General features: G+C 37.2%; 19 protein-coding genes and 1 other annotated feature. Of the genes, 6 read left to right on the forward strand and 13 right to left on the reverse strand.

The features are described 5' to 3' along the window. The first annotated feature begins 114 nt into the window (after positions 1–114). Positions 115–364 (forward strand) — a binding site (T-box leader). Positions 365–509: 145 nt separating this feature from the next. Then, complete coding sequence (locus tag ACYSNO_RS08880) at positions 510–1,784, forward strand: O-acetylhomoserine aminocarboxypropyltransferase/cysteine synthase family protein (protein ID WP_461730723.1); 1,275 nt, start codon at positions 510–512, stop codon at positions 1,782–1,784. A 772-nt stretch (positions 1,785–2,556) separates the two neighbouring features. On the opposite strand, the gene ACYSNO_RS08885 is transcribed toward ACYSNO_RS08880, so the two are convergent. The 7 genes from ACYSNO_RS08885 to ACYSNO_RS08915 form a co-directional block, all read right to left on the reverse strand. Continuing rightward, positions 2,557–3,099, reverse strand: a complete 543-nt coding sequence (locus tag ACYSNO_RS08885) for a hypothetical protein (RefSeq protein WP_461730724.1) — start codon at positions 3,097–3,099, stop codon at positions 2,557–2,559. 18 nt (positions 3,100–3,117) lie between these two features. Beyond that, on the reverse strand, positions 3,118–3,468 hold the full coding sequence (locus tag ACYSNO_RS08890) for a hypothetical protein (protein ID WP_461730725.1): 351 nt from the start codon (positions 3,466–3,468) through the stop codon (positions 3,118–3,120). Between the two features lie 321 nt (positions 3,469–3,789). After that, the gene (locus ACYSNO_RS08895) at positions 3,790–5,337 is read right to left on the reverse strand and encodes a DNA primase family protein (RefSeq protein ID WP_461730726.1); all 1,548 of its coding nucleotides are present in this window, start codon (positions 5,335–5,337) and stop codon (positions 3,790–3,792) included. Continuing rightward, the gene (locus tag ACYSNO_RS08900) at positions 5,330–6,223 is read right to left on the reverse strand and encodes a primase alpha helix C-terminal domain-containing protein (protein ID WP_461730727.1); all 894 of its coding nucleotides are present in this window, start codon (positions 6,221–6,223) and stop codon (positions 5,330–5,332) included. The genes ACYSNO_RS08895 and ACYSNO_RS08900 overlap by 8 nt, the downstream gene beginning before the upstream one ends. Before the next feature lie 137 nt (positions 6,224–6,360). Next, entirely contained in the window at positions 6,361–6,537 is a 177-nt protein-coding gene (locus ACYSNO_RS08905) for a hypothetical protein (protein ID WP_461730728.1), read from the reverse strand. 43 nt (positions 6,538–6,580) lie between these two features. After that, positions 6,581–6,865, reverse strand: a complete 285-nt coding sequence (locus ACYSNO_RS08910) for a helix-turn-helix domain-containing protein (protein WP_461730729.1) — start codon at positions 6,863–6,865, stop codon at positions 6,581–6,583. 13 nt (positions 6,866–6,878) lie between these two features. Continuing rightward, positions 6,879–7,103 (reverse strand): helix-turn-helix transcriptional regulator, encoded by a 225-nt coding sequence (locus tag ACYSNO_RS08915; RefSeq protein WP_461730730.1) that lies wholly within the window; start codon positions 7,101–7,103, stop codon positions 6,879–6,881. A gap of 157 nt (positions 7,104–7,260) precedes the next feature. On the opposite strand from ACYSNO_RS08915, the gene ACYSNO_RS08920 reads away from it, so the two are divergent. Beyond that, positions 7,261–7,896, forward strand: a complete 636-nt coding sequence (locus ACYSNO_RS08920; RefSeq protein WP_461730731.1) for a helix-turn-helix domain-containing protein — start codon at positions 7,261–7,263, stop codon at positions 7,894–7,896. A gap of 53 nt (positions 7,897–7,949) precedes the next feature. Then, positions 7,950–9,107, forward strand: a complete 1,158-nt coding sequence (locus tag ACYSNO_RS08925; RefSeq protein WP_461730732.1) for a tyrosine-type recombinase/integrase — start codon at positions 7,950–7,952, stop codon at positions 9,105–9,107. A gap of 71 nt (positions 9,108–9,178) precedes the next feature. Here the strand turns inward: ACYSNO_RS08925 and mnmG are convergent, their stop codons facing one another. Together mnmG and mnmE are read right to left on the reverse strand one after the other, a co-directional pair. Then, entirely contained in the window at positions 9,179–11,083 is a 1,905-nt protein-coding gene (gene mnmG, locus ACYSNO_RS08930; protein ID WP_461730733.1) for a tRNA uridine-5-carboxymethylaminomethyl(34) synthesis enzyme MnmG, read from the reverse strand. An 18-nt stretch (positions 11,084–11,101) separates the two neighbouring features. Beyond that, complete coding sequence (mnmE, locus tag ACYSNO_RS08935) at positions 11,102–12,499, reverse strand: tRNA uridine-5-carboxymethylaminomethyl(34) synthesis GTPase MnmE (protein WP_461730734.1); 1,398 nt, start codon at positions 12,497–12,499, stop codon at positions 11,102–11,104. Positions 12,500–12,726: 227 nt separating this feature from the next. Between mnmE and ACYSNO_RS08940 the strand changes: the two genes are divergently transcribed. Then, a complete protein-coding gene (locus ACYSNO_RS08940; RefSeq protein ID WP_461730735.1) occupies positions 12,727–13,056 on the forward strand; it encodes a heavy metal-binding domain-containing protein in 330 nt (109 codons plus the stop codon). A gap of 118 nt (positions 13,057–13,174) precedes the next feature. Here the strand turns inward: ACYSNO_RS08940 and jag are convergent, their stop codons facing one another. The 4 genes from jag to rpmH form a co-directional block, all read right to left on the reverse strand. Next, on the reverse strand, positions 13,175–13,915 hold the full coding sequence (jag, locus tag ACYSNO_RS08945; RefSeq protein ID WP_461730736.1) for an RNA-binding cell elongation regulator Jag/EloR: 741 nt from the start codon (positions 13,913–13,915) through the stop codon (positions 13,175–13,177). Between the two features lie 31 nt (positions 13,916–13,946). After that, positions 13,947–14,771, reverse strand: a complete 825-nt coding sequence (locus ACYSNO_RS08950) for a YidC/Oxa1 family membrane protein insertase (protein WP_461730737.1) — start codon at positions 14,769–14,771, stop codon at positions 13,947–13,949. A gap of 21 nt (positions 14,772–14,792) precedes the next feature. Further along, entirely contained in the window at positions 14,793–15,131 is a 339-nt protein-coding gene (rnpA, locus tag ACYSNO_RS08955) for a ribonuclease P protein component (RefSeq protein WP_461730738.1), read from the reverse strand. A gap of 117 nt (positions 15,132–15,248) precedes the next feature. Then, on the reverse strand, positions 15,249–15,383 hold the full coding sequence (gene rpmH / locus ACYSNO_RS08960) for a 50S ribosomal protein L34 (protein ID WP_461730739.1): 135 nt from the start codon (positions 15,381–15,383) through the stop codon (positions 15,249–15,251). 530 nt (positions 15,384–15,913) lie between these two features. On the opposite strand from rpmH, the gene dnaA reads away from it, so the two are divergent. After that, positions 15,914–17,254: a chromosomal replication initiator protein DnaA gene (gene dnaA, locus ACYSNO_RS08965; protein WP_461730740.1), complete on the forward strand. Its 1,341-nt coding sequence runs from the start codon at positions 15,914–15,916 to the stop codon at positions 17,252–17,254. Between the two features lie 160 nt (positions 17,255–17,414). Next, entirely contained in the window at positions 17,415–18,545 is a 1,131-nt protein-coding gene (gene dnaN, locus ACYSNO_RS08970) for a DNA polymerase III subunit beta (protein ID WP_461730741.1), read from the forward strand. Positions 18,546–18,695: the final 150 nt, after the last annotated feature.

The following is an 18,695-nucleotide window of genomic DNA, read 5'->3' on the forward strand; positions in this document are numbered from 1 at the left end:
TTCTAATCAATCTATAATAGAATAACTAAATTGTCAAACCATTGGAAAGAAAACTTTTTTTTGCTTTTTTATTGACAAATATTTTTTTTGAGGTAATATTGACTCTACAAATATTAAAACACTATGAGAAAGAAAGTAGAATGATGTGTATTTTTCTAACAGAAAGCTTCGGTAGCTGAGAAGAAGCGAAAAATGAATCGTTTGAAAATGGCTTTTGAGTGGGTGTTTCGAGGGGAATCCTTTAGAAACACACGGAAGTTCCCGTTAAAACAACAACAATATCGCATTTTTTGCCGTATTGAGTGAGGTAAGAGTGAAAACTTTTACGAAATAAGGTGGTACCATGTATTTATACATCCTTAGAAGAGACAGCTGCTGTCTTTTCTAAGGATTTTTTTGCTTTCTTAAGAAAGAAATCTGTCGATTGTTTAGGAAAAAATAATTACAGCTATTTTTAAGAAGGCCTTTCTTTTTATCAATCGTAAAAAAATTAGAGGAGGAATTTTATAATGACCCATCAACAATTCGAAACCATTCAACTACACGGAGGACAAACCGTGGATCAAGAAGTAGGAAGCCGGAGTGTGCCGTTATATCAGACGACATCTTTTGTTTTTGAAGATACCGAACAGGCAGCTAACCGTTTTAATCTCAGTGATGCCGGGAATATTTATACCCGTATCACAAATCCCACGACCGCTGTTCTCGAAGAACGTCTAGCCTTATTAGAAGGTGGGATTGGCGCTGTCGCAACCGCCTCTGGTTCTTCTGCGATTACCTATGCGATTTTAAATCTTGCGACTAGTGGTGACAATATCATTTCTGCTAATTGTATTTACGGTGGTTCTTATAATTTATTTTCCCATACGTTCCCTGACTTTGGTATCACAACCACTTTTGTTGATGCCGATAATCCCGAAAACTTTAAAACAGCAATTAACGAGAAAACAAAGGCGATCTTTCTGGAGTCTCTAGGTAATCCTGATATTACGATTGCTGACTTTGAAGCAATCGCCGCGATTGCTCATGAAGCTGGTATCCCTTTAATTGTCGATAATACATTTGCCACCGCGTATTTATTCCGCCCATTCGAACATGGAGCAGATATTGTCGTCTATTCTACGACAAAGTACATCGGCGGCCATGGTGTTGCAATGGGAGGTGTTGTGATTGATTCTGGGAAATTTAACTGGGACAATGGAAAATTCCCTCGATTAGTTGAACCTGATCCAAGTTACAATGGTATTTCTTGGGTCAAAGATGTCGGGGCAGCAGCTTACATCACTCGCGTTCGGACGATTCTATTACGTGATACTGGCGCTTGTGCTTCCCCGTTTAATTCCTGGTTATTACTCCTAGGCTTAGAAACGCTATCTTTACGTTTAGAACGTCATGTTGAAAATGCACAAAAAATTGCAACGTTTTTAGAAAATCATCCGAAAGTTGCCTGGGTCAATTATCCTGGTCTGAAAAGTAATAAATATTATGACTTAGGGAAAAAGTATTTTCCAAAAGGGACCAGTGCCATCTTTACTTTTGGATTAAAAGATGGTGGCGATGCGAGTAAAGAGCTCATCAATCACATTGATTTATTCTCCTTACTCGCAAACGTGGGAGATGCAAAATCCTTGATTATCCACCCTGCATCTACCACCCACTCACAATTAAGTGAAACAGAACTACTTGCAGCAGGAATTAAACCGGAGACTATTCGTCTGTCGATCGGTTTAGAGCACGTCGATGATTTAATTGCCGATTTAACGCAAGCGTTAGAGAAAGTTTAAATATTAAATGTTTCACGTGAAACAAAATGTTTTACCTGAACATTTGAATGCAATAACCCCCAAGAGTTTGATTTTTTTATCAAACCCTTGGGGGTCGTTTCATAATTAGCGTAGTAGCACTCTTTTCTTTGCAATATTTGATTTAACTACGCCTTTTCCTCTGGTACTTTCGCAATTCTTCCTTGTTCGATGTAGTCAACTTTTCTACTATTAAGGTCTTTCATTGACTGATATAACAACGTTTTAAACGAATTTTATTGAATGCCATGTTCAACAAATTTCACTATATGTTTATCAATGGCATTCAATATAGCATTCAAATTCTTCATATAGCTGGGGGCGTACCACTTACATTTTTTGTAGGTGGTCTTTTTGTTTTATACCTAGCCAAAAACTAACCTCTTTATCTGCTCAAATTTGAGCTAAAGTAACGCCTTAATTTTCATATTCGGATAAATACCCACCTATTATAGTGAACTTTGCCTTAGAATGCTCGTAGAACACACACTTTTGTGTTTACCTTTCTTTAGGGTGCCGATAATGCCACTTTAAGGACCCAAATAATGAAGGGTTGCCCCAATTTTGGCACCCCCTTTTTTAGGACGGTCATAATAGCTATTACTTTGAAAGTTTCAATCGGCGGAAATTTCGGCTCATTATATATTTTAGGACTGAACGAATTGAACGTATTCCTTTTAGGTGTTAGATATGTAAGAAAATAGACACCTCGTAGAACGTGTTACACGCCCTTTAAGGTGTCCGTTTTGTCTGATTATAGTTTTTTCTTGAACTTGTCTAACTCATTAGAAACAGCGTCATAGGGCTTATAGAATAGGAATGCGTAACTCATTCGGTCTTTGGCTTCTTTGCTACAATATTTTGTTAGCTTTTGAATTGAACCGTTTAACTCACTCGATAAACCGTTGCTTGCTTCCTTAGCACTGATTAAAAACGATTCAAACTCAATTATTCTGCGTTCCAATTCCTGAATAACATTCTCGTGATACTTTACCCTTGCTTCATTGCTCATTCTGCTAGCGATGTTAGATAGTCTTTTTTCACTGATTTCTTTCTTTTGGCGTTTTGCTTTAATCTTAGCAAGTTCGCCTTCAATCTCAGCCATTTCTGCTTTTAGTTCGGCAGTTCGTTTCGGCTTCCCCAAAGAAAATTCTTCTTTTTCTAACTGATCTAGTTCTTCTTTCAACGAATCATACAAATTTTCTAGTTCGTCCGCCATCTTATCAAGTTCTTTGAAGTCCTCTTCAAATTCCTTCATCAATTCATCTAATTCTTTGAATTCAATTTTCTTTGTCATTACTCCATACCCCTATCCTTATGCTAATTTTTTCGATGGAAATTCTAAGTTATTCTTCCAATGTTTCAAGTCTGCTGATTCTACTTGCTTAATTCTTAATGCCATGTCGTTCGTTTGCTCTTTTAAGGCGTGTAACCCTGTTGAACGTTCTTCATTGGTTGTCGCAATATAAAGCCCCCTATCCTCATATTTTCCGTTTCTAATCGCAACTATCGGCACCCCCTTCTTAATTAGGCAACGTATCACCTCGAACACGCTACGCTCATCTAAATCAATGAGTTTAGAAATTTCTTTTGTGGTAATTTTTCTAGTTGCTCCTTCTGGTAGTAACTGTATAACCGCCTCTTCTATAATGGTTAGTTCTTTCATTTTGCATTCTCCTTTTACTCAACTTGTCGGTTTTTTCAACTTGTCGGTTAACTTGTCGGTTTCTCAACCCCTTGATACTATCGACTTTTTAATTAAAAAACCGTCAAACCGACAAAAACGGCAAAGTTTTCAATATCCTTATATATTGAAATATATAATTTCTTTTTTATTTATTTCTAAAACTTAAATTAAGTTGTCGGTTTGACGGTTTAAAAGAAAATATACGAATAAAAAACTGATATACCAACATTTCTAAAACCGACAAATTGAAATTAGTTTGTCGGTAAGTTGTCGGTTTCTTTCTATATTTGTCGGTTTATCCTAAATTCTATACACAAGCGATTGTGTTTTCAGTGGTTCAACTTCTTCACCATAACTATATTTATAATTAAGGTTCATCTCTTTCAGTACTTCTATATCTGACTTGTTAAACTTATCAAGTGGTGCTAAGTTTTTACGTTCATAGCTCCATTCCGTGCCTTCCAACACACTTTTAAGCTGTTTTGTAAAGGTGTTTTGTTTAATCTTGGTTGGGTTGTTCTGCACGTCCGAATATGCTTGAAAGGTAGCGAATAAAAACTTAATGGGTAGCCGTTTGCTTGTGAACTGTGGGAATATTTCTTCATAAAATGCTAGAATCGGGTTGTTATCATATTCCAAATCTTTCAAGGCTTCTTGGCTCTCCTTGGTGTTTGCGATAGTATCTATATCCATGTCAATTGCTTTGGCTAAGATAAACTCAAGCAAACGATCATCATAGATGTATTTTTCTTTGATGTCCTTGTTATTTGTTTGTTCTGTGTATGAGGTGTTGAATAATATCACTCGTAGCCGTCTTAATAGTCCGTGTGTGGTATCTTTAAACCTTGGTATACCGTTCATGCTCTGGACTACTAAAGGCGTTAAACGAGTAGCAAAAGGCTTTTCATTCTTAGGGTTCAAAAGAACTAAGTCACCCGTAACAACGCTTTTGAAGTTTTCGCTAGTTGCGTGCCAATCACCGATATGATTATCATCACCTATTACCAACGTTTTCCCATACGCCTGCGCTAACTTAAAATCTTTTTCAAACTCTTTTATTTTTAAACTGGCGGTATTTGTTCGCCCGATTAAGTTTATCAACGTTTGTTGAAAGCTCCCTTTTCCTGACCGCCCTTGTTCACTTACTAAGAAAAAGGCTAGTTCTTTCGGATGGCTACTATTGATAGCTAAAGCGATGACTTGCCACAACATTTTTTCTTTTTCGCTATCGTTTTGAGCGATGTCGTTCTTTAGCCAATCAGAAAACTTCCACCCATCGAAAACGGGTTCTTCTGCGCCTTTTACGTAGCTTGTTGCGACTTTAGAGGTGAATATATAATTATGATTGAATGGTTCTAACTCGTGTGTACGGCGATTATACACGCCATTTTTTACAAGCACCAAGTTCTTATCTGTTGTCCTGCTCTTATCGTCTGTTTCGATTGCTAGGAAGTGCCTAACCGTTGCGCATACCATTTTATTGGCCGTCCTTTCTACTGATAGTGTTAGGCGGTCTATAAATTTTTCACCGTTTTCATACACTCCTGTATCGGGATTGAACACGCTTAGGGCTGAAAGTTCGGGATCATCCTCTGAAATGGAAGCAAACACACAAACTTTTTTCAATATATCCGCTATAGCACGAGCTGAAACAGGCTTCACCTTCTCCTCTCCTGTTTTTTCGTTATAAGTTGCGTGTTCTTTTCGCCATTCATCACCCAATATTTTTAGATTATGCTTCACGTTTTTTAGGCTGGTTGGTTCTAATAAATCAGGTTCTACTTTAGATGGTTGGCTCAATACCGTGAAGGCTGGACTTCTCATGATTTCTTCTGGTAGTTCATTCATTATTCAACCCTCGCTTTCTTGCTTCCATACTTAAAACACTAGAAAATATTTTGTTTAATTCGCCCATCTCAATAGGGTTGGAAATGAAATTCTCATTGATTACTTGTAGCAAAGCATAAGCATTTTCTAATTCTGTGCCATTAGCGACCATTGAGCCACAAATACTTGTTAGCCATGTATTTCTATTTCCATCTTCTGCGCCTTCTGCAATCTGATTCAATAGCGCCCCTATCCGATTGCCTCGCCTCAAGTTCGTTCTAGCACTAGGAATATGCTTGTATTTTGACTTGTGGGGCTTCTTCCACCCTTCACGCTGCTTTATCAGTCGTAGAGCCTTAGAAACGTCTAGCGGCTTCCTATCGTCCTGATAATGCCTTTTAGCCTGTTTATTCTCATTAGTGTTAACAGGTAGCCCCTGACCTTGCGACCATGTTAGATTACTCAAATCTATCTCCTGTATGCCTAAATCGGTTTGGAAGCCCCATACAAGCGCTTTATAGTCTAATTCCTTCACTGGTGTATCTAATTCAACTACAAGCCGATAACGTGGCTTAAATGGCGTGTGTTTCAACGTGGGATATAAGCAATAGTTAACATTCTTGAAGCCATCGCTCACTTTTTTCAAAAACTCTGATTCGTTTTCAATGCTATCAAAGTCCAAAAATAATAAGTTGCGTTCGATAAGGTTCTTATTGCTACGTTTCCCATCTATCAGCTTGCCACTGATTGCAATCAGCATTTCATGAAGCTTTATCCGTTGTTCTTCTTGCTCGTCTTTTGGATAATTAAAGTGTTGTGGCTTGTAATCTCTAAAGAAAAGAAAATCTCTTTCTAATTCAACGCCCTGCATTGAGCGATTCGTTTGTACTGTACTGATATAAATCATAATAATGCGCCCCTTCTCTGTTCACTGTTAAAAAATTATGGTATAATCGAGGCAAAGAAATGGCTAAAAAGCCTTTGCGTTTGCCTTCACTCAGTCCGCCTAAGACTTAACGAGTGAGGCTTTTTCTTTGCCATTTTTCATTCCATAAGCTTCTCTCTTTTTACCTTGAGTTGCTCAAGTTCTTCTTTTAACTCGGACAATCGCTTGACTTCATCACTTCTAAAGAATCTTTTTTCTGAATGAACTTTTTCACTTATTGAAAGCCGTTCTTCAAAAACCTCTATAATACGGTTGTCTACTTCTTTTTTATTCATTGCGATCATTCTCCAATCCCACCAACGCCCCCACGGCATTATTTTATATTTCATGTTTCTTCATAAATTCATCGCATGATTCTCTTCTAATTCTTTCAATTCCATCAACAATGGATATTTTTAAGCCGTTCGGAACATATACGTTCATCAACGTGTTATAACTTACATTCAAATACTCACACGCTTGTTTTTTGTTCATAACTAAAGGTAATTCTTTACGTCTTTGCTCCCTCTCGAAAGCTTCCTTGATTGATTGCCCAATCAATTGAACGATAGGCTGAAATGCCTCTTCTGCAAGGTCTACGCTATCAATTTGTAACTTCGCCATGTTTTTCACCCTTTCAATAAGTCGGTTTGCGTCGGTTGTGATTAAAAAAAATATCTAACACCGTCACTTCACTGTTAAATTTTTTTACTATACTTGTGAATTTTTCTATTTCAGTTTCAGTGAATTCAAAACGCCCTTTCTCTTTTGCGCGGTACTGACTTTCACTAATTCCTAACCTTTTAGCCATTTCAAGTTGACTAAAACCAATCATTTTTCTGTATCCTAAAACTTTATTCATTCTCTCACCCCTCTTCTTGAGTCGGTTTGCGTCTGACTTTTCTTTTAGTATACAAGATTATTTTTAAAAAAACAAGAAGAATTCGTCGGTTTACGTAGATAATTCTCTCTTAATATGAGATAATGCACTTAAATACAAAAATTAAGGAGATTACTTTATGAAAATGAATAAAAAAGGAGTAGCCAAAAGAATTTTAGATATACGCTTAAGTTTAGGTAAAAACACAAGAGAATTCGGGGAATTGTTTGACCCTCCTGCTAGTGACAGCATTGTTTCTAGGTGGGAATCGGGCAAAAGTTTACCTAATGCTAGTAGACTAACTCAATTGGCAGGAATAGCTCATATAACAGTTCCTGAACTACTCTATGGGAGTCTAGAAGAACGTGTTCACAACGCTATCATTGCATACGTCAAAGATAATAAACTAGATGTTCCTAGTGAAATAGAATTAAAGCAAATTAGACGAATTGAAGAAAAAACATTAGATTTCTTCAAACAACGGAAAGATACGATTGAAGATTATGAAATCGACAATACAATTAGTGCTTTCATGACAATGTACACCATGAGTATGGAGATAGAAAACGTTGGGCAACTCGATTTAAGAACTGGTGAGATTCATAGTCAAAAAACTCTAATTCAAAAGGCGATTTCATCTTATCAACAATCAAAAAACGAATACGAAGCACTTAATAGGCATTTTGATAAAAATATATATTCTGAAACCATTCAATCAATCATTGCTATCACTAATGAAGCAATCGCAAAGCTAGAAAAACTTAAAGAACAATAAAATCAACTCCCAAAACCAACGCCCCCACGCTAGGAACTGGGAGGAAAAAAACAATGGCAACATTTAAGCAATATGAAAAGAAAGATGGCTCTAAGGCTTGGCAATTCCAATCTTACTTGGGTATCAATCCCATTACTGGGAAGCCTGTAAAGACAACTAGACGAGGTTTTAAGACAAAAAAAGAAGCCCAACTAGAACTTAATCGTTTACTAGTGGACTTTGAAAATGAAGGTCTAAAAAAACAGAAAGTAATGACCTTTCAAGAACTATATGAATTATGGTTCAAACAGCATAAAAAAGATATAAAACCGACTACTCAACAACGAATTGAAATTCATTTTAAGAATCATATTCTAAAATCATTCGGCAAGCTAAAAATTGATAAGATTACGCCTTTATTTTGCCAAGAACAGTTAAACGATTGGGCTGAATCACTCTCAACTTATCGGCATTTAAGAACTTATGTAAGAATGGTTTTTAATTATGGGATACTAATTGACGTGATTAAAGATAACCCTATGGATCGAACGGTCACACCTAAGAAGAAAAAGAAACCCACCGATGAAGCGGATAGTTATTACACCAAAGACGAATTAAAAGACTTTCTACGGTGCTTATTACAGCTTAAAGACTACCGTTCACACGCTTTCTTTCGTTTGCTGGCTTTTGGTGGCTTGCGTAAAGGTGAGGCGATGGCGCTAGAATGGAAAGATATTGATTTTGAAGAAAACACGATTACGATCGATAAAACCTTAGCGGAACTTAGCAATGGTAAACCATTCATTCAAGATACTAAAACCGATTCATCAAACCGTTGTATCAAGCTGGATAATCAAACAATGGCAATTCTCAAAAAATGGCAAAGCTATATTCGACAAGAAAAATTAAGATTAGGGATTAGGGATAATAATAGCACCGTTGTTTTCTGTAATTCTGTTTTAACCAATGAGAACCCTTATCTTAGTAAAGCCTATCCTAACAATGTCATGAAACGAGTGAAGAAACACTTCCCTGATATGAAAATCATCAAGGTTCACGACTTTAGAAAAACGAATGCCTCACTCTTGTTTGAAAGTGGTGCTAGTATCAAAGACGTATCCCAACGATTGGGGCATAAATCAACTAAGACTACAACGGATATTTATATCAAAGTGACTCAAGAAAAACAAGACAATACAGCAGAACAATTTGCTAAATATATGGCATTTTAGAGCGAATGGCATTCAATATGGCATTCAATCGCTTTTTGTAGACAATCGAGGTACGAAAAAAAGGCTTAGTATCAAGCCTTTTCCTCACTTACCTTGGCAATCTTACCTTGTTCGATGTAGACCATTAAAATACTAATATCAGCAGGATTTACCCCACTAATACGACTCGCTTGGGCAATTGTTTCTGGTTGAATTTTTTGCAATTTTTGACGCGCTTCTGTCGCTAAGCCATTAATCGCTTCGTAATCAATACGTTCTGGAATTCGTTTTGCTTCCATACGTTTCAACTTATCAACTTTTTCCATCGCTTTTTTGATATAACCTTCATACTTAATTTGAATCTCTAGTTGTTCGATTTCTCGATTATCTAAAGGTTCTGTGACAGAAAGAAATGGCAGTAAATCATGATAGTGAATTTCTGGTCGACGTAATAATTCACTTGCTAAAATTCCGTCTTTAAGTGTCGCCGAATGGATTGATTCCAAAAAGGCTTGGACTTCTTTCGTTGGTTTTATGCGAATGCCTTTTAGACGTTGGATTTCATTTTCAACGGTGATTTTCTTCTTTAGATAAGTCGTGTATTGTTCTTCTTTGACAAGACCAATGTCGTAACCTAGTTGTGTGAGTCGTAGATCAGCATTGTCGTGTCGTAAGATCAGTCGATATTCTGCACGTGACGTCAATAAACGATAGGGTTCCATCGTCCCTTTTGTCACGAGGTCATCAATCATCACACCGATGTAACCATCGCTCCGTTTTAACACAAGGGGTTCTTTGCCTTGAATTTTTAAGGCAGCATTAATTCCAGCCATTAATCCCTGACCTGCAGCTTCTTCATAACCACTTGTACCATTGGTTTGACCTGCTGTATATAAGTTTTCAATTACTTTTGTTTCAAGTGTTGGACGCAACTGATGAGGGACAACCACATCATATTCAATTGCATAGCCTGTTCGCATCATCTGGGCATTTTCTAAACCTACAACTGAGTGTAAAACGTCCATTTGAACGTCTTCTGGTAACGAAGAAGAAAGACCTTGAACATAAACTTCTTCTGTTTTTAGTCCCTCAGGCTCTAAGAAAATTTGATGGCGTTCTTTATCTGCAAATCGGACAATCTTATCTTCAATTGATGGACAATAACGCGCACCCACACCTTCAACAATTCCCGTAAACATGGGCGCTCGATGTAAGTTCTCTTGGATAATTTGATGCGTTTTACTATTGGTATATGTCAACCAACATGGGACTTGATCCGTTACATACTCACTGTCTGGCGTACGAAAACTAAAATGATTGGGTTCTTCGTCTCCCGGTTGAATTTCTGTAACCGAATAATCAATCGTACTTGACTTCACGCGTGGAGGCGTCCCTGTTTTAAAACGTTCAATTTCAAGCCCTAACTCTTTTAAATGATCTGCTAAGGCAATTGAAGGCTGAGAATTGTTCGGTCCAGAAGAATATTTCAACTCACCGATAATGATTTCTCCTCTCAAAGCAGTTCCTGCGGTGATAATCACGGCTTTTGCATGATGCATGCTCCCTGTTGACGTGATGATTCCACGACAAATACCTTCCTCAACAATTAAACGTTCGACAATCCCTTGACGCAAGGTCAAGTTTTCTTCTTTTTCAATCGTTGCTTTCATTTCCAATGCATAATCATGTTTATCTGCTTGCGCACGTAGGGCACGTACAGCTGGGCCTTTCCCTGTATTTAGCATCCGCATTTGAATATAGGTTTTATCAATGTTTTTCCCCATCTCACCACCTAAGGCATCAATTTCACGAACAACGACGCCTTTTGCTGGCCCACCGATTGATGGATTACACGGCATAAATGCCACCATTTCTAGATTTAAAGTCATCAGCATCGTTTTTAGCCCCATGCGGCTGGCGGCAAGTGCAGCCTCTGAACCGGCATGTCCTGCTCCTACAACGATTACATCAAATGCTTCTCCTTGGTAATATTCCATTACTTGGTACTTCCTTCCTTATTTCCCTAAACAAAATTGACTAAACAACTGCGTAATTAACTCGTCTTGTACGCTATCTCCGACGACTTCTCCTAAGTAATCCCAACAACGCGTCATATCCATTTGGACTAAATCAACAGGCATCCCCGCTTCAATTCCAAGTAAGACTTCATCCAACGCTTGAACGGCATTTTCTAGTAAGCCGATATGGCGGGTGTTTGAAAGATAAGACGCATCTTTTTCACCCGTTGCCCCACCAAAAAAGAGGGAGGCAATCGCTGCTTCTAATGCATCAAATCCTTCATTTTCTAAAACAGAAATAGCAAAAATCGGTGATTCACCAACTAGTTGTTCGAGCATGGAATGGTCGATTTTAGCTGGTAAATCCGTTTTATTTAATAAAATGATACGTTTACTTGCCTGACTTGCTTCAATAATTTGTAAATCTTCAGCCGTGAGAGCTTCACTTTGATTTAAAACAAGTAAAATGAGATCTGCTTCAATTAATGCTTTGCGACTACGTTCGACACCAATTTGTTCTACCTTGTCTTTGGTCTCACGAATCCCTGCCGTATCAATCAACTTTAAAGGTACCCCTCGAACGTTGACATATTCTTCAATCACATCACGCGTTGTTCCTGCAATATCCGTGACAATGGCCTTTTCTTCTTGTAATAAATGATTCAGCAGACTTGATTTTCCAACGTTCGGTCGACCAATAATAGCCGTACTTAGGCCTTCGCGTAAAATTTTCCCTTGTTGGGCAGTCTGTAATAATGCTTCGATTTGCCCTCGAACTTGAGACGCTTTTTCTACCAGTAACTTCGTAGTCATTTCTTCAACATCATCATACTCTGGATAATCAATGTTTACTTCCACTTGAGCTAGTGTCGCTAAAATTTCTTGTCGCAACGCACGAATAAGACTCGACAAATTCCCATCTAATTGATTCAGTGCGAGATGCATCGCTCGGTCCGTCTTCGCTCGAATTAAATCCATCACTGCTTCTGCTTGAGACAAATCCATACGACCATTTAAAAAAGCTCTTTTGGTAAACTCTCCCGGCTCTGCCAGTCGTGCTCCCTGCCGCAATAAGAGTTGTAAAATTTGATTGACTACAACAATGCCACCATGACAGTTGATTTCAACAATGTCTTCTCGTGTAAAGGTTTTCGGCGCTTGCATAACTGAAACCATCACTTCATCCACGATTTGCTCTGTCGCTGGATCAATGAGATGCCCATAATGAATCGTATGACTTGGAACCTCTTGAAGTCGTTTGGTTCCCTGTCGATACACACGATCAGCAATTTTAAAGGCTTCATCACCACTTAAACGAACAATACTGATTGCTCCTTCACCAGGTGGTGTTGAAATCGCTGCAATGGTATCAAATTCTTGTGTAAACTTTGCCAATGAAATTCCTCCTAATTTTTGACACAAAAAAAGTGCCCACTCCACCCCTTAGTAAATGAAGGGGTAGACGTTGCACTTTGACTGCGAGTCTGATTGAATTCTTGTCATAGATTAGCATATTTTTTTTCGCTTTACAAGTTTCTTGCCATTTTCTTTTTTGCGAAAGTCTTGAAAAAGCAGTACACTAAGAGAGAGAAAACAATGAACAAAAGAAAGAAGGAATCTCTATGACACAACCATCTGCTACTTCAAAAACAAATGCTTTTGATCATATCCTAATCGCAACAGGGAACATTAGCCGTTCTTACTTAGTTCGAGAACTAGCCTTTGCAACCGAAGCACTTACCATCGATTTGTTTGATCAACAAAATGATCCGAATACAATTTTTTTAGGCGTTAGTCAACAATTAAAGAAACAAGCAGCACATTATGGTGCAGATGCAGTCATTAATTGTCATTTTTCATATGAACAAATCAAAGAAAATGGAGCGATTACCTTACAAATTTTTGCTTACGGAACAATTGTCCAGTTTAAACATTCAATGGTTGGTAGTTAAGTCCTAGATCTTTAATGATTCGATTCAATCATTGTTATCACTACTTCTTTTCATAAAAAAACATCTGGTCACAAAGTGCCGAAAATGGCTTTCTTTGATTTGACCAGATGTTTTTTATTTAATAATATTTTTTCGCCGGTTCCACAACTAAGTAACGATAAGGCTCTTCCCCTTCAGAATGGGTTTTGACATAATCTTTCGTACTTAAGGCCGCATGAATTTGTTTACGCTCAAATGCAGGCATCGGTTCTAAGAAGATTGGACGACCCGTACGATCCACTTTTTCTGCTGTTCGTTCAGCCAAACGTTGTAAAACAACTTGCCGTTTTTCGCGGTAATTGCCGACATTTACTACAATCGATAATTTATTTTTGGCAACGCGATGGATAAAGACTTGGGACAAATATTGCAAGGCATTGAGTGTTTTGCCGTGTTTTCCAATCAAAATACCTGGCTTGTCGGTTTCTAACTGAAAGTGAATCAAATGGTTTTCACGGCTTTGTTTGACAGTTGCTGGCGCACCGACTTGTTTCGTAATTTCAGTTAAATACATTCCTAATTGCGTTAACGCTTCTTCATCTTCTAAAGACTCCAAAAGTGGTGTTTTTTGAGTGAAGGGTTCTTCTTTCATCGGGTCTTCGATTGCAATCACTTCTTCAACGACTGCTTCAATTGCTTCTTCGATCTCCTCAGATACTGTCAACTCTAAAGATACGCGAGCGTCTTTTTTCCCAATTCCAAAAAATCCTTTTTTTCCTTCTTCAAGAATTTCAATCGTTACTTGCTCTTTTGTTACACCTAGAATCCTTAATCCTTGATGAATCGCAGCTTCAACTGTTGCTCCTTCATAAATTGGCATCTTTTCTGACTCCCCCTCTACCTAGATAACCTTACTTTCTTCTCTTTTTCTTTGGACTTTGTGCTTTTTGCAAAGCTTTTGCTCGTTCTTTTTCTTTTCTCGCAGCTTCTTCACGCTCATTAATAATTTTAAAAGGATTATTAATCAGCAAGGTCTGCACGACTTGGAAGGCGTTTGATACTACCCAGTATAAAGACAAAGCACTCGGTAAATTAATCGCCATCACTAAAATCATAATCGGCATCACATAATTCATAATTTTCAAGCTCGCATTTGACTCTGCTTGACTCATGCTTGATAAGTATGTACTTGCAAAAGTTAAAATGGCTGCAAGAACAGGTAAAATAAAGTAAGGGTCAGGCTCTCCTAATACTTTTAACCATAAAAAACTACCTTCTCTTAATTCAGGTACCCGAGAGATTGCTTGGTAGATAGCCATTAAAATTGGCATTTGAACTAAGAGCGGCAAACAACCTGCATAAGGATTGACACCATGTTCAGCATACAATTTTTGTTGCGCTTCACGCAATTTTTGTTGGGTTTCTACGTCTTTTGAAGCATATTGTTGTTGCAATTGCTTAATTTTTGGTTGTAATTCTTGTGTCTTACGCATGCTTTTTGTTTGAAAGTGCATGAGTGGTAACAATATGACACGAATGAGAATCGTAAATAAAATAATCCCGATTCCACGACTACCACCAATCGAAAGCCATTTTACTGCTTGAGCAAAAAGGTAAACAATTTTCTCCCAAACTCCGGTACTTGAAGCAGAAATTTCACCTGTGCCACAGGCAGATAAGACAATGACAAAAAACAATAGCGTCATCGTTAATAATAATTGCTTTTTTTTCTTCACATAAACAATTCCTTCCCTAAGCTATTTCATTACTTTGGCAATTTTTAATACATGCCTTAAATTCGAGTAAACTTCTTTAGAAGATAATGTTTGGACAGATGGTCTCGCAATGACAATAAAATCAAGGTCTGGTTGAATTTCTTCCCTTAATTCAAAAATACTCGCTCGAATTTTCCTTTTTACAGCATTCCGTTGCACCGCGTTCCCAACTTTTTTGCCGACAGAAATCCCAATCCGAAAATGCGATTGATCGGTTTTGGGTAAGACATAGACAATAAAATTCCGATTAGCGGATGACTTTCCTCTTGTAAAAACCTTTTGAAATTCTTTTTCTTTCTTTACTCGGTAGGACTTTCTCATGCCTTTTCATCATTTCCTTCTACTTAGATACTCACCCGTTAATCATACCATAATTCATGAAAAGGTAGGGCTTTTTCTTAAAAAAGTGTATAAAAAAAACCACTGATTTGCAGTGGCTTATGCAGAAAGAACCTTTCTGCCTTTACGACGACGGCTAGCGATGACACGACGACCGTTTTTTGTGCTCATACGTTTACGGAAACCGTGAACTCGTGAATGTTTACGTTTGCTTGGTTGATATGTTCTTTTCATAATTTTTCACCTCCAAAAAGGAATTGCTATCGATACTTTTCGACATACCTTGATATTATAACGAATCAAGTCCCTCTTTGTCAATCATAAAATGACTTCTTCTTATCAGAACCTCTCATACCTTTATCCACAAATCTAGGGATAGCTTTAAAAGAGATTGTGAATCAAGCCCATTACTCTGGCAACTTTTCCTTGACTTCAACTTCGATTATCCACATCTTCACAGCATTAAATAAGTTATGCACATCTCCGTTTTTATCTGTTGATAACTTTTTATTATCCTTGATGTACCAATGATTTTACTCCCAAGCTTCTTGTTGATAACTTTTTTTATCTTTTGTTTTCCACAAAAAAGAAGCCATGTGGAAAAAGAGCTCTCCTTGCCTGTGGATTACTTTTTGATTTTGTTCTTCACATTGTGGAAAAAAGAAGTTTTTTCTATTTATTTTCTATTTTCTGTGGAAAACTTTTGCTTTTCATGCTAAATTGGTACTATCTATCTTTATCTATATCGTACAGGAGGATGAAACATGCCATCTCTTGAATCAATCTGGAGAGAATTGCAGGACAGTTATCGTAAAGAGATGAATCCAGTCAGTTATACGACTTGGATTGAATCTGCAAAACCGCTCTCCTTTCAAAACAATGAGCTCGTTATTGAAGTACCAACCATGATTCAAAAGAATTATTGGGAGAAAAATTTAGCTAGTAAAATTTTAGAAACTTTCTATATGATGAGCGGAGAAGAAATTTTACCGATTTTTGTCACCCCTGATGAAGCAGAGAATTTTATGCAGATTCAAAAAGAAGTGCCCTCACCGGAAGTCATTGAGGAATCAAATCATAGTAAAGCACTTCTAAACGACAAATATACATTTGAGACCTTTGTAATTGGTAAAGGAAATCAAATGGCACATGCCGCTGCCTTAGTTGTTGCTGAAGATCCAGGCTCCATTTATAACCCTCTTTTTTTCTATGGTGGTGTTGGACTTGGAAAAACCCATTTAATGCATGCCATCGGTCATCAAATGCTCTTAAAACGACCGCACGCAAAGATCAAATACGTCAGCAGTGAGAATTTTACCAATGATTTTATTACCTCCATTCAAAAAAATCGGATGGAAGAATTTCGTAATGAATATCGAACCGTCGATCTTTTGTTGGTGGATGATATTCAATTTTTAGTGAATAAAGAAGGAACACAAGAAGAATTCTTTAATACATTTGAAGAACTTTATCGTAATAACAAACAAATTGTTTTAACCAGTGATCGTTTGCCAAACGAAATTCCTACCTTGCCGCAAAGATTGGTTTCACGCTTTGCTTGGGGACTTTCTGTCGATATTACGCCACCTGATTTAGAAACACGAACCGCTATTTTAAGAAAAAAAGCAGAAGCAGAAAACCTTGAAATCCCAGATGATACATTAAGTTATATCGCAGGCCAAATTGACTCCAATATCCGAGAACTCGAAGGGGCACTTGTACGCGTTCAAGCTTTTGCTGCCATTCAAAGTGTCGATATTTCAACCAGTTTAGCTGCTGAAGCTCTCAAAGCCTTAAAATCCAGTCAACATTTAAGTCAAGTTTCCATTTTAAAAATTCAAGAAGACGTTGCAAAATACTATCATTTACAAATTAAAGATTTAAAAGGGAAAAAACGGGTGAAAAATATCGTTGTTCCTCGACAAATTGCCATGTACCTGTCTAGAGAATTAACGGATAATTCTTTACCAAAAATCGGAGCCGAATTTGGCGGAAAAGATCATACAACGGTCATTCATGCCCACGAAAAAATTCAAAACTTACTGAAACACGATACGATCATTCAAAATGAGATTGCTGAGATTAAAGAAATCATTTTTAGCTAATGTGAATAAGTCTGCGAATCGAGACAAAGTTTTCCACAACTTATGCACAGGTGGAAAACTTTGTCTCCCTAATCTTTCTTGAGTTTATCCACAAAACTAACAAGCCTACTACTACGACTATTTTTTTATTACTAATAACTATTTAAGAGGAGTAACTATTATGAAACTAACCATTCATCGAGCAACCTTTATTCAAGAATTACAAACAGTCCAAAGAGCAATTGCTGCAAAAACAACGATTAACATCTTAACTGGAGTAAAAATTGATTTAAGACAGGAAGGTTTGACCTTGACTGGAAGCAATGCTGAAATTTCAATTGAGTCTTTTTTAAGTGTTGAAAACGAGCAAGCACAAATGCGTATCGAACGTCCAGGTGCCATTGTTTTGCAAGCGCGCTTCTTTAGTGAAATTATTCGTCGTTTACCTGAAGACGAATTTACTTTAGAAGTACTTGAACAAAATCAAGTCCAAATTACTTCTGGGAAAGCAAATTTTACAGTCAATGGTTTAGATGCTGATAATTATCCACATCTTCCAATTATTGATACTCAAAATCAACTATCTATTCCAGTTCATGTCTTGAACAAATTAATTAGCGAAACGGTTTTTTCTGTGTCACAACATGAAAGCCGTCCGATTTTAACCGGAGTTCATTTCATATTAGAAAACCAAACGCTTTTAGCCGTTGCAACGGATTCTCATCGTTTAAGTCAACGGAAAATTCCTCTAGAAAATACAGAAGATCAATTTGATATTGTCATTCCTGGAAAAAGTTTAACAGAATTGTCTCGTTCCTTAACTGATGAAGAAGAAATCATCACGATTCGTATCATGGATAATCAAGTCTTATTTGAATCAAAAACAATGAAATTTTACTCTCGTTTACTTGAAGGAGCTTATCCTGATACCAATCGTTTAATTCCCACTAGTTTTAATACGACGATTGAATTTGAAGGTAAAGAATTTTTAGCAGCAATTGATCGGGCTTCTTTACTTTCTCATGAAGGGCGTAATAATATTGTTCGTTTACACATTGCTGATGCGGGCGTAATTTTATACGGAAATTCTCCTGAAATTGGAAAAGTAGAAGAAAGCTTAAATTACAATCAAGTTTCGGGTGAACCACTCGATATTTCTTTTAACCCCGATTATATGAAAGCTGCTTTAAGGGCTTTTGGCGACACAACGATTAAAATTCAATTTATCTCCGCCATCCGTCCATTTATTTTAGAGCCTTCAGAAGGACAAGGAGAATTTGTTCAATTGATTACCCCGGTTCGAACCAATTAATTTAAATTTTCATCAATTTTGAAAGTACTGAAACATCAAACTGAAAACGAAAAAACGGCTTAAAATCGATTTTAAGCCGTTTTTTCGTTTTTTAATAAAAATAGCTAAAAAACCTTAACGTTGCTAAAAGGCAGAAATAACAAGCGAAAT

It is taken from the genome of Enterococcus sp. LJL98 (assembly GCF_054871745.1).

Excerpts from the sequence above, each read along its gene's own strand:
- mnmG (WP_461730733.1), bottom strand. The coding sequence starts at position 11,083 with ATGGAATATTACCAAGGAGAAGCATTTGATGTAATCGTTGTAGGAGCA.
- dnaA (WP_461730740.1), top strand. The coding sequence starts at position 15,914 with ATGCCATCTCTTGAATCAATCTGGAGAGAATTGCAGGACAGTTATCGT.
- ACYSNO_RS08920 (WP_461730731.1), top strand. The coding sequence starts at position 7,261 with ATGAAAATGAATAAAAAAGGAGTAGCCAAAAGAATTTTAGATATACGC.
- ACYSNO_RS08925 (WP_461730732.1), top strand. The coding sequence starts at position 7,950 with ATGGCAACATTTAAGCAATATGAAAAGAAAGATGGCTCTAAGGCTTGG.
- ACYSNO_RS08890 (WP_461730725.1), bottom strand. The coding sequence starts at position 3,468 with ATGAAAGAACTAACCATTATAGAAGAGGCGGTTATACAGTTACTACCA.
- ACYSNO_RS08915 (WP_461730730.1), bottom strand. The coding sequence starts at position 7,103 with ATGAATAAAGTTTTAGGATACAGAAAAATGATTGGTTTTAGTCAACTT.
- ACYSNO_RS08895 (WP_461730726.1), bottom strand. The coding sequence starts at position 5,337 with ATGAATGAACTACCAGAAGAAATCATGAGAAGTCCAGCCTTCACGGTA.
- rnpA (WP_461730738.1), bottom strand. The coding sequence starts at position 15,131 with ATGAGAAAGTCCTACCGAGTAAAGAAAGAAAAAGAATTTCAAAAGGTT.
- dnaN (WP_461730741.1), top strand. The coding sequence starts at position 17,415 with ATGAAACTAACCATTCATCGAGCAACCTTTATTCAAGAATTACAAACA.
- ACYSNO_RS08880 (WP_461730723.1), top strand. The coding sequence starts at position 510 with ATGACCCATCAACAATTCGAAACCATTCAACTACACGGAGGACAAACC.
- ACYSNO_RS08940 (WP_461730735.1), top strand. The coding sequence starts at position 12,727 with ATGACACAACCATCTGCTACTTCAAAAACAAATGCTTTTGATCATATC.
- ACYSNO_RS08905 (WP_461730728.1), bottom strand. The coding sequence starts at position 6,537 with ATGAATAAAAAAGAAGTAGACAACCGTATTATAGAGGTTTTTGAAGAA.
- ACYSNO_RS08885 (WP_461730724.1), bottom strand. The coding sequence starts at position 3,099 with ATGACAAAGAAAATTGAATTCAAAGAATTAGATGAATTGATGAAGGAA.
- ACYSNO_RS08900 (WP_461730727.1), bottom strand. The coding sequence starts at position 6,223 with ATGATTTATATCAGTACAGTACAAACGAATCGCTCAATGCAGGGCGTT.
- ACYSNO_RS08910 (WP_461730729.1), bottom strand. The coding sequence starts at position 6,865 with ATGGCGAAGTTACAAATTGATAGCGTAGACCTTGCAGAAGAGGCATTT.
- rpmH (WP_461730739.1), bottom strand. The coding sequence starts at position 15,383 with ATGAAAAGAACATATCAACCAAGCAAACGTAAACATTCACGAGTTCAC.
- jag (WP_461730736.1), bottom strand. The coding sequence starts at position 13,915 with ATGCCAATTTATGAAGGAGCAACAGTTGAAGCTGCGATTCATCAAGGA.